Source organism: Cohnella sp. WQ 127256, from assembly GCF_024519285.1.
In the GTDB taxonomy this organism is placed as follows: Bacteria; Bacillota; Bacilli; order Paenibacillales; family Paenibacillaceae; genus Cohnella.
On sequence record NZ_JAMZCY010000011.1, the window covers coordinates 110,194 to 125,206 of the forward strand.

9 protein-coding genes and 1 pseudogene are annotated in these 15,013 nt (G+C 45.8%); 2 read left to right on the forward strand and 8 right to left on the reverse strand.

Features of this window, described 5'->3' with window-relative positions; genetic code table 11:
• Positions 1-36: 36 nt before the first annotated feature.
• Positions 37-1,782: a sensor histidine kinase gene (locus M1K58_RS26585; RefSeq protein ID WP_256761926.1), complete on the forward strand. Its 1,746-nt coding sequence runs from the start codon at positions 37-39 to the stop codon at positions 1,780-1,782.
• A gap of 14 nt (positions 1,783-1,796) precedes the next feature.
• Positions 1,797-3,341, forward strand: coding sequence for a response regulator (locus M1K58_RS26590; protein ID WP_256761927.1), 1,545 nt, complete (start codon positions 1,797-1,799; stop codon positions 3,339-3,341).
• 293 nt (positions 3,342-3,634) lie between these two features.
• Here the strand turns inward: M1K58_RS26590 and M1K58_RS26595 are convergent.
• The 8 genes and pseudogenes from M1K58_RS26595 to M1K58_RS26630 all read right to left on the reverse strand — a co-directional run.
• A pseudogene (locus tag M1K58_RS26595) lies at positions 3,635-3,826 on the reverse strand (alpha/beta hydrolase-fold protein); the annotation flags it as partial.
• A 281-nt stretch (positions 3,827-4,107) separates the two neighbouring features.
• Positions 4,108-6,249: a transglycosylase domain-containing protein gene (locus M1K58_RS26600; RefSeq protein ID WP_256761928.1), complete on the reverse strand. Its 2,142-nt coding sequence runs from the start codon at positions 6,247-6,249 to the stop codon at positions 4,108-4,110.
• A gap of 210 nt (positions 6,250-6,459) precedes the next feature.
• Positions 6,460-8,709, reverse strand: coding sequence for an FAD-dependent oxidoreductase (locus M1K58_RS26605; protein ID WP_256761929.1), 2,250 nt, complete (start codon positions 8,707-8,709; stop codon positions 6,460-6,462).
• An 80-nt stretch (positions 8,710-8,789) separates the two neighbouring features.
• Entirely contained in the window at positions 8,790-9,599 is an 810-nt protein-coding gene (locus M1K58_RS26610) for a carbohydrate ABC transporter permease (RefSeq protein ID WP_372339216.1), read from the reverse strand.
• Between the two features lie 59 nt (positions 9,600-9,658).
• A complete protein-coding gene (locus M1K58_RS26615) occupies positions 9,659-10,540 on the reverse strand; it encodes a carbohydrate ABC transporter permease (protein ID WP_256761931.1) in 882 nt (293 codons plus the stop codon).
• Positions 10,541-10,775: 235 nt separating this feature from the next.
• Positions 10,776-12,128: an ABC transporter substrate-binding protein gene (locus M1K58_RS26620; RefSeq protein ID WP_256761932.1), complete on the reverse strand. Its 1,353-nt coding sequence runs from the start codon at positions 12,126-12,128 to the stop codon at positions 10,776-10,778.
• A 150-nt stretch (positions 12,129-12,278) separates the two neighbouring features.
• Positions 12,279-13,046 (reverse strand): response regulator, encoded by a 768-nt coding sequence (locus tag M1K58_RS26625; protein ID WP_256761933.1) that lies wholly within the window; start codon positions 13,044-13,046, stop codon positions 12,279-12,281.
• A gap of 23 nt (positions 13,047-13,069) precedes the next feature.
• Positions 13,070-14,863 (reverse strand): cache domain-containing sensor histidine kinase, encoded by a 1,794-nt coding sequence (locus M1K58_RS26630; RefSeq protein WP_256761934.1) that lies wholly within the window; start codon positions 14,861-14,863, stop codon positions 13,070-13,072.
• Positions 14,864-15,013 lie beyond the last annotated feature (150 nt).

The following is a 15,013-nucleotide window of genomic DNA, read 5'->3' on the forward strand; positions in this document are numbered from 1 at the left end:
AAAATGATCGACTTCTAAGATGATAGGTGGATGTCTATGTTCTCCTTCAGCAGCTTACGCGCAAAACTATTCCTGACCTATATGCTAATTATTCTTGTCTGTACGCTCGGTGTTTCCATTCCCTCTTATTTCTACATTAAAGAAAATATTGAAAGTAGTACCCTCTCTAACCTTGAACAGTCGGTTCAAGGAGTGTCTGATCAATTAGATGCCTATCAGAATGAGTTTGATAATATAAGCACGCAGCTCTACCTGAATTATGATGCTGTCGGCAATACGATGATCTACTATCTTAATGTTCTTAATAGGTCTACCGATTCTGTTGAAAGACTAAAAGCAACCCAATCGCTTGATAAATTTATCCTAATTAACAGCTCCATTTATCAAGATCTGTACCGGATTACCCTCTATGCTAATAGTGGTCTTCTCTTCTCAAGTAAGCCCATCAATAATAACATCTATGAATCGGAAGCCTCTCATTCATGGATTCCCTTAATCGCTCCACTTCGCGGTAACACGTTTTATCGATATTCCGATAGCGACGAATGGACGAATGAAAAGCAACCTGCTGTATTTTCCTTCATACGTGCAATCGACCCTAACGACCAGCAATCCGGATATATCGAGGTACAGATTAAAGCCGCCGATCTCCTTGCGTCAATAGACTCACTATCCTGGGAAGGAAGCCAACTCCGTTTGTTGGACGATAGGGGCAATACTTTTTACACCAAGACATCAAACAAAGAGCTAGAAGTATCCAGTGAAAATAGTGATAACTTCTATACCTTTACGAAAACGACCAACAAGAAATATATCGTTGCTGAGCTAGCTGTCACCAAGGACCTGGTGCTCGCCCCCATTCGTTTTCTTCGGAACATCTTTATCGCATCTCTTGCTGTGTTTCTTATATTTTCGGTATTCTTCTTATCATTTTTAGCCAAAATTTTGATGAATCCCTTAATTAAGCTTAAAAGTAGCATAGATCGGATCGACTTGATAGATAAGCCCCTAGGTATTGAGAACAAATATAAAATGAATGAGGTTGATCAGATTAACCGAGCCTTCCGGATTATGAATGATCGGCTGCAAAACTCATTACAGCAAATTATCCAATTTCGCACCCTACAGCTTCAATCCCATTTTGATACGCTGCAGTCACAGATCAATCCCCACTTTCTCTTTAATATGCTTGGTGTAATCCAAGCTTTATCTGATAAAGGGGATACGGAAAAGATTAATAGAATTACGGCCAATCTAGCGGATTTCTTAAGATATTCTTCTACAACCAGTTCACCCGTAACTTCATTGAATCAAGAAATAGAGCTCACGAGGAAATATTTAGAGCTTATGAAATCTCGTTACTTATTCCGTTTGGAGTACAGCTTTGATTTCGATCAACAAATGAACGATTTAATCGTACCTAAGCTAACCTTACAGCCATTAGTGGAAAACTGCCTTCAACATGGCTTTAGAGATGCTCACCCCCTTAATATCCGTATTTCCGGAAAGATAATAGGGGAGCGGTGGGAGCTGACTGTGCAGGATGACGGAATTGGATTTTCAGAGACCGTCTTGCCAACGATACGCGATAAGGTTGAATCCTATTTACAGCAACTCGACTCCATCACTCAAGGTGAACGATTGGGATTCGGGGGGATGGGATTATGCAGCACCCTTGCAAGGATGCAGTTAATCTTGAAAAACCAGCTTCATTATACGGTGGGTAACAATGTAAATAGGGGAGCTTACATCACTATGTCCGGCAACATTAAATTTCTCTAGGAGGCATACACGTAATGAAGATTATGCTTGTAGATGACGAACCCGTTTTTCTGGAGCAATTAAAAGAACTGATTATGCGGATAGCCTCCGAAGAAGAGACCTATTCGTTTGAAATTATTGCGGAATGTTATAGTGGACAGATGGCACTTGATCAAATTCCCCTCTTAATTCCTGATGTCATTATTACGGATATTAAGATGTCGGCGATGGACGGTATTGAATTAGCTCATAAGGTCCAACAGCGTTGGCCTAGCACCGCAGTCATCATTATTAGCGGCTTCTCGACCTTTGATTATGCCAGAGATGCATTACGTGCTAACGTCGAAGAGTATTTGTTAAAGCCCATAGAAGCCGATGCCGTAAGAAGCGTTCTGTTACGGATTCAAGATAGACTAACAAATAAAACCTACTCAAGGGCCAAAGAAATCTTACAATTACTTATCGAAAGCAATCGTATCTCCTCGCTGCCTGAGCTTATTCAAGAGCGATTATTTCCTTTTCCGCATTATGGGTTGCTGCTTATTCCAGATCATGACTTCTCAATCGACAATGACTTGCTACTTCCCCAATCACTCAAAGTAGAGAAAACCTATTACAGCAAAGCCAAAAGCTATCTCGACGAGCAGGAAGAGTTATGGGTGCTGCGGACGAATAGCAGGAAAGAGCTTGCGGTCGTTTTCGGTTTTCAAACAAATCCGGTTCTCAAAATAAATAACCTCCTTCAGCTTTCCCAGAATCATTTTATGAACAAAGGACGTTGCCCTTCAATTGCTTATTGCGATAGTGTGAACCATCTGATAGACATAAATATGGTTTATAGAAAACTGACTGACGAGCTTTATAAGAATCTCGTCATTGGTCACCCCAAGTTCATATCGCTGTCTAATCGTATTGAGTCTCAGCATGATTTTTTCCTTCTAAAGGTAGATGAGGTGGAGCAACTTTCCCTCTACCTGAATAAAAGTGACTGGAAACAAATTAAGAAATTGATCGATCATTTCTTTCAAACCTGGGGTATCAAACATACTCCCCTATTATATTTGGAAAAAAACTTAAAGAGCATCGTTCGATTACTGGAGCAACAATTACCCTCTATCGATATCGTGACAAGCAAAACCTTGGAAATTCGAATAGAGGAAATATGCTTTGTCTCGTCTTCGTTCTCGGAAACAGCAGATTCCTTTTGGGATTTAATCATTCACATATTCCAACCCCAGGTCCATGAAACAGATTCAGGCGCTCTACTATTCCAACAGATTGAAAGCTACATCTCCTCTCATCTGAAGGAAGCACTAACTTTGGGTGATTTAATTGAACGATTCCATATTTCCAGCTCTTATTTATGTAACTTATTTCGTAACAATAGTGGCAAATCATTCGTGGAGTATATTACGGCGTTACGTGTAGAGAAAGCAAAATCGCTCATGCTTAACTACCCCTCCATGCTCCTGAAAGATATTGCGGAAATCGTCGGTTATCAGGATCATCATTATTTCAGTCGTGTATTTAAAACAGTCGTTGGAACCACGCCTAAAGAATACAAAAATATCTCTAGCTAATACCGGATCGAACCTCCACGAAATCATAGGTTTTGCAGTAAATAACGGATCCTAATGTCCGATTTGCTGCAAATCCTATTCCTAACACACGAGCTCTCGACTAGGCCTGCCGGATCGGGTTATGGATAGTGAGACTTAGACCTAAGTAGTAACTATATTTTTTTCTGTTAATCAAAAAAAGAAGCCTTGCTGCGCAAGGTTTCCGAGGTTTCGTTAAGCATACTTTTTAACTTCTTATGAAATTCACTTCTTCTCTCCATGCTATATCTACGTGTATCAGAGTATCCCTGTACGCCCACCATATCAAGTGCACCGGACAAGCTACCTGCAGCGGCAAACCGATCCGGGTGCCTTAGTGCCCATTTGAACGCCCCATAGCCTCCCATAGACAAGCCAGCAACATAATTATCCTCCCTCGCCTCGGATAAGGGGAAGAAGGATCGAGCGAGGGTTGGCAACTCATCTGTTAGAAAGGTCCAATACTTATACGATAAGAACCGTCATCTCCGCACGGCAATCGTAAATTCCACTTTGGAATCCCATCGATCGGGATGCATGATCGAAATCATATCACAAGTTTGAGGGGAAAATCCTTGCAATGATTTCGAGAAACTATCTGGAGTCGGAGCATAAGGGTGTTCTGAGGGCGATTATCTTTGAAGCAGATGTTTAAACCGTAAAGATCAATCCGATACGAATCAGAAGTCCGATTTATGCCCACCCAGGAACCCTTACTAGGTAAGGGTTCCTGGGTTTTTGTCGTAAACTACTCCTCTTTTCTTCCTCTCCAATCCTTATTCGGTTTATCTTGCTTATCTTGTTTCTCCTTCTCATCTTTCTTTTTATCTTTCTTTTTATCCTTATCTTTATCTTTATCTTTCTTATCCTTTTTGTCTTTCTTATCCTTATCCTTATTTCCCTTCTTATCTTCTTTACCGATATTCCCATTATTTAATTTCAAATTCTCAGGACGCTTAAACTCGGATACTGGAACACCCTTTAAGGACAATGACATCATCTCTTTGAAAATTAAAGCCGGATATTGTCCACCAGATGTCGTTAAATAATGTTTGCTATCCGTATTGTCATAGCCAAGCCAAACCGCCCCTACCAATTCTGGCGTATAACCGACAAACCAAGCGTCTTTAGAACCACCGGTAATCCCTGCGAATTGTTTGTTTTGCGGCAGCTGTGTTGTACCCGTTTTCCCCGCTACCGGACGATCCATTGCCGCATTCTTTCCTGTTCCTTCTCGCACAACGCCACTGAGTAGCTCTGTCATCGCATAAGCATTCTCCGGCAACATAGCTGTAACCGATTGAAGCTCGGCTTCGGCTAATACTCGTCCATCCGTCGTCGTGATTTTGGTAATCGTATGCGCCGGAACCTCCACCCCTAGATTAGGAAAAACACTGAAGCCTTGGGCTATTTGAAGAGGTGATAGTCCTTGAGACAGTCCACCTAGCGCCAAACTTAGATTGTTATCATCTTCACTAAGCGGAATACCCAGCTTCTCAACAAACGCTTTTCCAGTTTGCAGTCCAATCTCATTCAATAACCACACCGCTGGAATATTCCTGGAATGGATAACTGCATCTCGAAGAGATACTTGTCCCAAAGTTCGATGATCTGAATTTTCAGGCTTATACCCATTTAGGTCTAACGGGCCATCATACAACATTGATTTCGCATCATACCCTTTCTCCAAGGCAGGTGCATAGACCATCAAGGGTTTGAAGACCGAACCGGGTTGTCTAACTAGCTGTGTCGCATGGTTGAAACCTCGAAAGACATGTTCACCCCGTTGCCCCACGATTCCACGAACGCCTCCAGTTGACGGGTCCATAATAACCGCTCCACTCTGCACGAGTTGATCAGGCGCGCTATTGGGAAACAGGGAATCATTACGGTACGTTTGTTCCATCGCACTTTGAACAACTGGATCTAGCTCTGTGTAGATAAGAAGATTTCCAGCTAACAGCTGGCGCTCGGTGAATCCATATAATTCAATAGCCTCATCAATCACTTCATCGGTATACGAAGCATATTGACCTAGCAGATGATTTTGCTGTTCCGAGGGAACCTTCTTGAGTACTTGAATAGGCTCAGTAATAGCTTGGTTATAATCTGTTTGCGAAATGAATTGTTCATCCCGCATCAAGCTCAGCACAAGATTTCTTCGCTCCAGCGCGAGCTCCTTATTCTTAAGCGGAGAATAACGACTCGGAGCTTTCGGTAGAGCCGCCAGTAAGGCAGCTTCGGCCAACGTCAAATCCTTCGTGTCCTTGCCGAAATACCGCTTGGCTGCTCTTTGTATTCCCCATTGCCCTTCACCGAAGTAAATTTGATTCAAATACATTTCGAGGATCTCGTCTTTATTATAAGAAGACTCGATCTTGAGGGCATAAGCTGCTTCCGTCAGCTTGCGTGAGAATGTTTTTTCACCGGTCAAAAATACATTTTTGGCGAGCTGCTGGGTAATCGTGCTTCCTCCCTGCGCTGCTCCACCTTCCTTCACATTACGGAACGCCGCACGAATAATGCCAAAGACGTCCACTCCGGTATGATCGTAATATCGTTTATCCTCGACCGCGACGATCGCTTGCTGCATATGTAGCGGAATTTGGTCGAGCGATACGTGTTCTATTTTGACGGAAACCATCTGGGAGCTTGGCTCGCCATTCTTATCTATTAATTGAGTGGGAGCTAATATGGGAACAACCAGCTTCTCAATATTAAGAGATTTGATCCAATAGGCTCCGAAAGCGACAACCGTCGTAAGCCCCAGAAGGATTACGATGATCAGAATCCGAAATCGTTTCATTAATGTATATAAGCCGGAGCGGACCGACAATTTAGAGTCTCTGTGTGTTTTTCCCTGTTGCGTATGTACATTCTGTTCTCTCATTGCTGTCTCCTACTGTGGTCTAACGTATTATTAACCCGAATTAGATGGTTTTTAAGTATTTAATAATGGTAAGAATTCGACTTAAAGTCAAATGAAGATTTTATCAGAGTAAAAATTGATAAAAAAAAGACCGGACACCTTGGTGTCCAATCTAATCTTACATCTTAACTCAACTGAAGAATCTGACCCCTCTAACACTACATACTACCATCAGGAATAAACCCGGACTTCGATCAGCTCTGCGCAAGGTGCGCCATTCGTTTCCTCTATAACTATCCGAAGAGCGTCCGTGAGTACCGGCGTCTCTAGCTTCTGTCGAACACTACGGCGACGATTATCGGTAACGGTGACGACCCTACTCCATACGCCCTCGATTCTTGCCTCGATTCGATAAGCTTTGGCCAACTCTGGTATGACATCGAATGGAGTTCGGTGATGATGGAGATTAATGAGGTCCTCGTTAACGTCGTCGTTCCACGTCATGAGAATTTCACCAATAGGGACGACCTTACCCCAATCCAGTTCCAGCCATTCCTCTCCATCTTCCCGCAGAGGCTCGGATACCCAAAGATTTGGACCCCCATAGGGACGCTTATAGCCGCCAATCACCTGCTGTGGTGCATACGCTGCAGTGTCCGACGAAACGCGGAAGCAGAACGGTCGTCGAATTAGCGACTTCATACTCCATTCCACGATCGGTTGGGTAGGATCGTGGTCCTCTAGTTCAACTGCCGCGAGTGGAAGAGCCCCTCTCTCGAACGCCAGTACACCCGTAAATGGCTCGGAAGACTGATAAAGTCGGATCTTATCGTTGTTCCTAATGATAACGAAAGCGTTCTGTCGCTGCTCCGGCTCCCACTCCAACTCGAACGGTAGCCATTGCCCCTCGCCCTTATCTACTTTCATGGACACTTCCGCGATTCTCTCAGCAGGCACGTAATTTTCCAATCGCCCGGTCGCCCATAGCTCCACGATTACCTCCGTGTCCTCTTCCGCGTCAAGCAACAGCTCTAATCCGCTCAAGCTAGGATCGACCGGGAAAAGCAATGCAGCATCCCGTTCCAGTGGAACTTTCGCCGTCCCATTCTCTATGGCGATCCGTGTCCTCGTAGACGAGGCTCGGACCTTAGCCTGGCGTGCAATGTCGTTCATGTCCTTGTTTGCGAGGCCTATAATAGAGGCGTCCTGCTTCAGCATGGTTTGCTGAAGCTCCTCCAATCCCGTTTCGTAAAGCTTGCGAGGAGAAACCCCCTTTTGCGCGCATAATGCAGCAGCTGTTCCCGCCGCTTCACCCATAAGCGCACAAGTCGCCATCACCCGTGTCGTACCGAACGCCACATGAGACGCGCTGACATTTCGCCCAGCGAAAAGCAGGTTCGCGACGTTGGTCGAATACAAGGAGCGGTAAGGAATATGATAGATGCCGTCCGCGTGCATATGCTTCGATCCACTCTCATCCGCGTACATTCCTTGGGGCGGATGCAGGTCGATCGACCAGCCGCCAAAGGCGATTCTATCCACAAAAGGTACTTGTCCGAGCACATCGTTCTGGTTCAGGACATAGTCGCCCACGAAACGCCTATATTCCCTTTTGCCCGGAATTGATCCGACCCACTCCAACGTCATCGTCTCCGCCGCGAATTGACCGGAGTTCTTGATATAATCCCAGATTCCATAAATAACGGACCATAGCTCGTCCCGGATGCGCTCGTTGTCATGTGTTGTATCCAACTCACCGCCCCACTCAATCCACCAATAATGACAGCCCGAGTCACCGCTTCGGATGACTCTTTTGATCGGAATCGGTGTCTGTGTAATATCCTTAGCAAAGCTCGGAGGTACGAACTTCACCGGACGGCCTGCTTCCTTCGTATAGAACAGTAAAGTACTACCTAGCGTAATATCGTCAGCAATATCAGGCGCCCAAGCTTCACCGTATTCATGTGCAGCTTCCCTTCCGAGTCGGTAACGAGCTCCGGCAAGGAAGCCGACCAGCCCATCCCCTGTGCAGTCAAGAAAAATTGGACTCTCATAGCGGATTTTCCTTTCCGATCCCATCATCCAGCCCGTAACGGAGTGTATATAACGATTGTCTTCGCTTCCTTCGGCCTCGACCTCGTGCACATCCGTATTCAGGAACAATTGCAAGGTCGGCTCCGCTAGAACTGTCTCTAGGAGCACCAGATCCCATAGGTAGGGGTTCCCTTCTGGATTACGATATTGGTTCTCCACGAACAATTCGCCCATAATGCCAGTCTCCCGAGCATAACGGTTTGTTCCGTGAGCGGTCGCACCGCAAACCCAGACTCTGACTTCGCTGCTGGAATTACCACCGAGCACGGGACGGTTATGGACAAGTGCGACTTTCTTGCCAAGCCGTGCAGCCGCCACCGCAGCACATATCCCTGAAAGTCCTCCTCCGATGACCGTAACGTCCGATTGTATCGTTTCCATTCGCATCTATCCTCACCCTTTTATCGCAAATTTGGTCAAGCACAGAATGATAACCCACTTGTTGCGTGTTTCTACTCGGAACTATCTCACCCTTTTACAGCGGAGTTCGTTAAGCCCTGAATAATAAACCGCTGACCGAGCACGAACACGACGATCATCGGCAAGATTCCTGCAGAAGCAGCCGCCATCATACCGTTGTAATCGATCATGTTTTCAAGAATAAAGTTCTGCAAGCCGAGCGGGACGGTATACAGGCTTTCGTCGATTAGGAACACGAGCGCATTCTCGTAATCGTTCCATTGCCAAGAAAAATCGATAATCGCTAGTGTCGCTAGAGCAGGCTTAGCTAAGGGTAAAATTAGTCGGAAGAATATCCGGAAGTGTCCCGCTCCGTCGATAAAGGCCGATTCGGAAATCTCATTCGGTATGGTCATAAAAAACTGACGTAGCATGAATACTCCGAAAATCGTGAACAGCCCCGGCAAAATGAGCGCAAGATGCGTATTATAGATGCCTGCCCACTCGAACATGATGAACTTCGGAACGAACAGCACCTGCGGAGGAATCATCATCATCGACAAATACACCATGAACAAGGCGCCCCTCCCCTTGAATTCGATACGGGCGAAGCCATATGCGGCGAAGGCAGATAGGAAGGTTGCCCCCAGCATGCCGATGATAGAAATTTTAAGAGAATTCAGGTAATAAGTGCCGAAGCTTTTGGATCCAGACCATACCTTAATATGATGCTCCCAGGTCGGATTGGACGGAAACCACTTGATCGGATATTGGAATACCTCCGCCGGAGTTTTCAAGGAGGTACTAATCATCCATAGAAAAGGCATGATCATGACGATCGCAAGCGCGAGCATGACGATCGTCCCAACTAACCTCATCGGAACATCGGTGGACAGGCGTCGTTTCATTTCCATCGTCGTTGACTTCCTCTCTTTTCTTAATAGTGAACCCATTTTTTCTGTCCTATCCACTGCAGAACCGTAATGACAAGGATAATTAGGAACAGTGCCCAGGAGATCGTAGACGCATAGCCCATCTCATAATAGCGGAAAGCATTCTGATAGACGTAAAGGGATAGAATTGTCGTACTATTTCCCGGACCTCCCTGAGTCATTGCCTGTATAATCCCGAACGACTTAATCGTCATAATCAGGCCGGTAATGAGTAGGAGGAAGGTAGTCGGGCTGACTAACGGCCAGATGATTTTCCGCAATACCTGTCCTCTTTTAGCTCCGTCGATTTTGGCGGCTTCCAACAGCTCTGTCGATACCTCCTGCAGTGCAGCGAGGTATATAATCATGTTGTAGCCTAGAAGGAACCACACCCAAATAATATCGATCGCGTACATCGAGGTCGTCGTTGTCGACAGCCAGCCGGGAGGATTATCGATGCCGATACTCCTCAACAAACCGTTAATGGGTCCTTGTCTTGGTTGGAACATTAGCATCCATACGAAAGCCACAGCTACACCGCTAGTAATGTAGGGCATGAAATAAAGTCCGCGCAGCAGCTTCTTCAAATATAGGCGTTGGTTCAGAATGACTGCCGTCACGAAACCAAAGGCAATCGATACTGGCACAGCCATGAGAAACAACATCGTTTTGCGTAGCGAAAGGTAAAACATGGGGTCGTGCAGCAGACGAGTGATGTTGTCGAAACCTACGAATCTAACCGTCGGATTCATGAACTTGTAGTTCGTAAACATGAGATAAAACGAATAGGCAGCCGGGATCAAGAAGAATAGTAGTACACCGAGCATGCTCGGACCGATGAACACGTAGCCCAGCAGTCTCTGCCTTTTCATCCAATTGTTGTTCATGTGCTTCAGCCTCGCTTATTCATGAGATAGTTTCAGTCTATCAACCGAACGGTTCTCCCATAAGGAACAAAACCATCGACTTCATAAAACAAATCCATACAAAAAAAGCCGCCATATGGCGACTTCTACTTCATACGCATCAAATTGTTCTATCCAACAGTGAATCCGCCAACAGTCAAACGTATAACAGGGGAATGCCGTCACAACCGGCATTCCCCTGTTTATCTACTTCAGTCTACTTTTTCTTCAAAAACTCGTTATGTCGGCTCGTCATGGCTGCAAGCGTCTGGTCAAGTGATTGTGCACCAAGGAAATATTTCTCGTATTCCTGCGAACGTAAATCCACGACTTCCTGTGGAACCGAACGTACAAAGGTTGGTGTCTTATTATCAAACATGACGTACATCAAGGAATCCCGATCGTAAGTATCACCTTTGTCACCGAGCAAGCTTTCGAGTGCCGCTTCCTCATCCGCATCCTTCGATGCTGGAATTCTGCCACCGGCTGCCATTGGTGCCATTCCACCGTCCGCATACCACTTCAGAAATTCCCATGCAGCTTGTTGGTTTTTCGACTTCGCGTTTATTGAAGTGTAATCACCAAGTCCACCTCGAGTCACATAATCTGCTGCATTGTCCGTAAGACGAGGAACAGGAGCAAATGCAATTTTGAAATCGCGTGGGTAATCTGTGAAATTGTTTGAGCTTCTCAACAGCCATGCACCGATGTTCAGCATCGGTGCTTCACCGCTCAAGAACATCTGTTCAACCGGCATTTTCGACGTCAGCTGCTCACCGAGCGGCGGCGTTGTCTTATCCACCGTCATCATCGCATTCAATGTTTCCAACCACTTCTTGACCCCTGGGTCGTCCAAGTTGGATGTTCCGTCCGCTTTCGTATAGCCTTGCTGTGACAGCACTGAATCGAGCGGATCTACGTAAGGCTCGGTGTTCTGGATGAATCCGTAGTCATCTCCGGACTTGAGCTTCTTAGCGTATTCGCGTAGCTCGTCCCAAGTCCATTCCTTCGGCACCGGTAAGCTCGCCGCGTCGAGTGCATCTTTGTTCAGTGCCACGAAGAACGCACTCTTCGTTGTCGGCATGCCATAATACTTGTCGTTGATCTTCCAGCTTGCCGCGTCAGCACCCATCTTCTCATCGATATTGTAATCCGAGAACTGACTCAGATCGACCGCAAAGCCTGATTCCACCCGTTTCGATGCATGAGACATCGTGTAGTTAACGTACAAATCAACATCCTGTCCAGTCATCATTGCAGTGTCGAGCTTCAGATTCCCCTCGTCGTCATTGACGTAGCGAACGTATTCAATCTGGATGTCTGAATGATCCTTGTTCCATGCATCGATTACCGTTTGTGGTCCCGCTTCTGGAGGGACGCCCCCCCACATCTTCAATTTAATCGTATCGCCTGACTTCACTGGTGTGCTAGCCGAGGGAGATGCTCCCGCATCGCTTCCTCCAGCGGATGAACTGCTCTTGACGTTATTCCCGTTACCTGAACATCCAGCCATCACACCCATTGCGAGTACAAGCGTTGTCATACCAGCGATCCAACTTTTTTTCTTCACAAACGACGACCTCCCTGTACAATCTAGGAATAATATTGCATCTCAAGGATAGCAAGACGGAAGGGAAGTCCATAAGTAACAAAATTATGAAGAACATGGAACAGATATACGCAATTCCTTTGCTTATGCGCTACCGCGTAACAAATCGTTCTATCTTGTGATCCGATATTGGCTAGGGGTTGTGCCCGTCACTCTTTTGAAAATTTTAATAAAATAGTTATCGTTCATGAAGCCAACGTTTTGTCCGATCCGGTTCACGGGTAGGTCCGTGCTCATTAAGTAATCGATTGCCTTAGCCACCCGGATGCGGTGCAGGTAGTGAATCAACGTCTCTCCGGTCTTCTTCTTGAACAGTGCACTAACGTAGTTTTCTCCCATCATCACATATCGCGACAACGACTTGAGCGTGATGTCCTGATCATAGTTCTGCTCGATATACTTAATGATCATATTCACTTCAGGATGCGTAATCCTGTCTAGGACAGATCCACTTCCCCGAGAAGAACGCTCCTGCACAGTAACTGTTGAAGAATCGGAGACAGCGGATAGCTCGGCGCTGATCTTCGTCAGCGTCTCGCGTAAATCCTTCACGCTCATGGACAGCTTCAAGATATAATTTGACGCACCGAACTCCATAGCCTGTCGCATCGATTCGAAGTCGCCCATGCAGGTCAACATGACAAATTTGGAGGCAATTCCGGCTTTGCGTGTTTCCTTCAACAGCTCGATCCCATCCATCTGCGGCATTACGATGTCGCAGAGCACGAGGTCCGGTGGGTCTTGCCGAATCTTCTCAAGTGCCTCCATTCCATTGCCCGCTTCCCCGACGAGTATAAAGCCCATATCCTCCCAGCGAATAATCTCTTTGACAGATTCACGAACAAAAATCTCGTCTTCGACCAGTAGCACCTTCCACATGAAAATCCCCCCCCTTGCCCGTCTCAAGTTATGGAATGCGGAGCGCTCTCGAATGGCTCGGACAATAAGAGCGGCAGATGCATTCGGAACAACATGCCTTGCGGTAACTCGACCATTTCCAGCTCGCCCTTGTCTTTGAACAATAGTCTCAATCTTTCTCTAACGTTCGTAAGGCCAATTCCGGGACGCTTGCGGCCCTGCTCTTGGTTCAATTTAGAGTGCACAATACCCATTCCATTGTCTTCAACCTCAAGCGTCAATCTCTCTCTTGCTACTCCGCTAACACTCATCCGAATCTGGATTTTTCCTCCCTCCTCCATATTGCCAAACCCATGCCGGATCGCGTTATCCACGAGTGGTTGCAAGCTTAATTTGGGAACGAGGGTGTACACAAGCTCTTCATCATAACTGAATTCAACCTCGAAACGGTTGCCATACCTGACCTGCTGAATATAGACGAACGCTTTCGTCAGTTCGATCTCGTCCTTAAGGTGAATGAGATCGACATCAGAATTCAGACTCGTTTCCAATAGCTTCCCGAGTGATAAGCAAATTTCAACGATCTCTTCATTCTGATTGCGGAGACCAATCCACTTCATTGTGTTTAACGTATTCAGCAGGAAATGAGGATTCATCTGAGCGAGCAACATTTGAAAATGAACGGCATCCTTCTGACGTTCCTCTGCCTTCAAGCGCTGAATCAGCCCGTTCATGTCCACCATCATCGTGTTGAATGTTCGTGCCAGCTCCAGAATCTCTCCTTTGTAGACATCCTCATGAAGTCGGATTCTCAGATCCTTGCGAACGGCTTCCTTCATCTTGATCTGCATACGAGACAGGGGTCTTGTGAACGTGTAAGCAATCATAAAGGCGATAGCGACGAAAACAGCCGTAATCATATAAAAGGTAACAAAATATTGCTTCTTAAGGCTCTCAATCTCTTTAAACAAAATATGTAGGGGAATTCGATCCACCATATACCAATCCAGGGAGGACAGGTAGCTAAAGTTAACGAGTGTATCGCTCCTCTTGTCAGTCCAGAAGCCGTTGCTCGGCAAATCAGCCACTTGCTTAATCGCTTCCGGCGAAAGCTCGGTATCCGGAATAGACCGCGCAATGAGTTCTCCCTTCCTCGTCAGGATAAAATAAGCTTGTTCCCTCTCAGACTTCTTTAGGACAGATTGAAACCAGAAGGAAAAATCAATGCTGATTCTCGCCTTGCCGTATGTCCGATTGTTCCGATCCCGTAGCTCGGTATAGAGCGACACCAGCGTCGGGCTACGGGTAATATCACGAGAAACATAATTGTCGTCGTCGGGAACCCACAAGCTGGTCGACTGAGTTTCCTTCATTGTAACAAAGGACGGATTGGTCGAAATGAGTTCATAATCGAGTGAATCCTTAGGTTGATACGACGTGTATACGTGACCATAATCGTCCAGCAGGGTGAAATACACCGAAGGATTGTAGAGAAAGAAACTATTATTAAGTCCCTTGAATTTGCCCTCCATTAATTCCTTGTTTTCGAGCACAGAGCGCTTGTCCGGATTTTGCAAAATGTATCGGACATCCGAATCCTGCTCCAGGAAAATCAGCGTCTTGAACGCAATGCTAAGCTGGTCTTCAAGAGATCGATGAAGGTAGTTCAACTGCTCGTGACTTTGCTCGCTTATTTTTTTCTGAACGAGCGTTTCAATTTTCGTGTAATTGTATACATTAAGCGCGCTAAATGGAAGTAAGATGACAAGGACAAACACGGTAAATAATCTATATTTCAACTTATGGGGAACCAAGTATCCCAGCCAATTTCGCATCATGTATGTCCCCCTCGGTTCCTAGTGCCCCCCATTATATCACCTACGCAACGACATATAATGGAAGTAAACAAAATGCGCAAATATGTAGCATTCCGCACGAATAAAAACATCAAATCGTTCTATTTTTACATTTTATTCAATTCTCTAGAA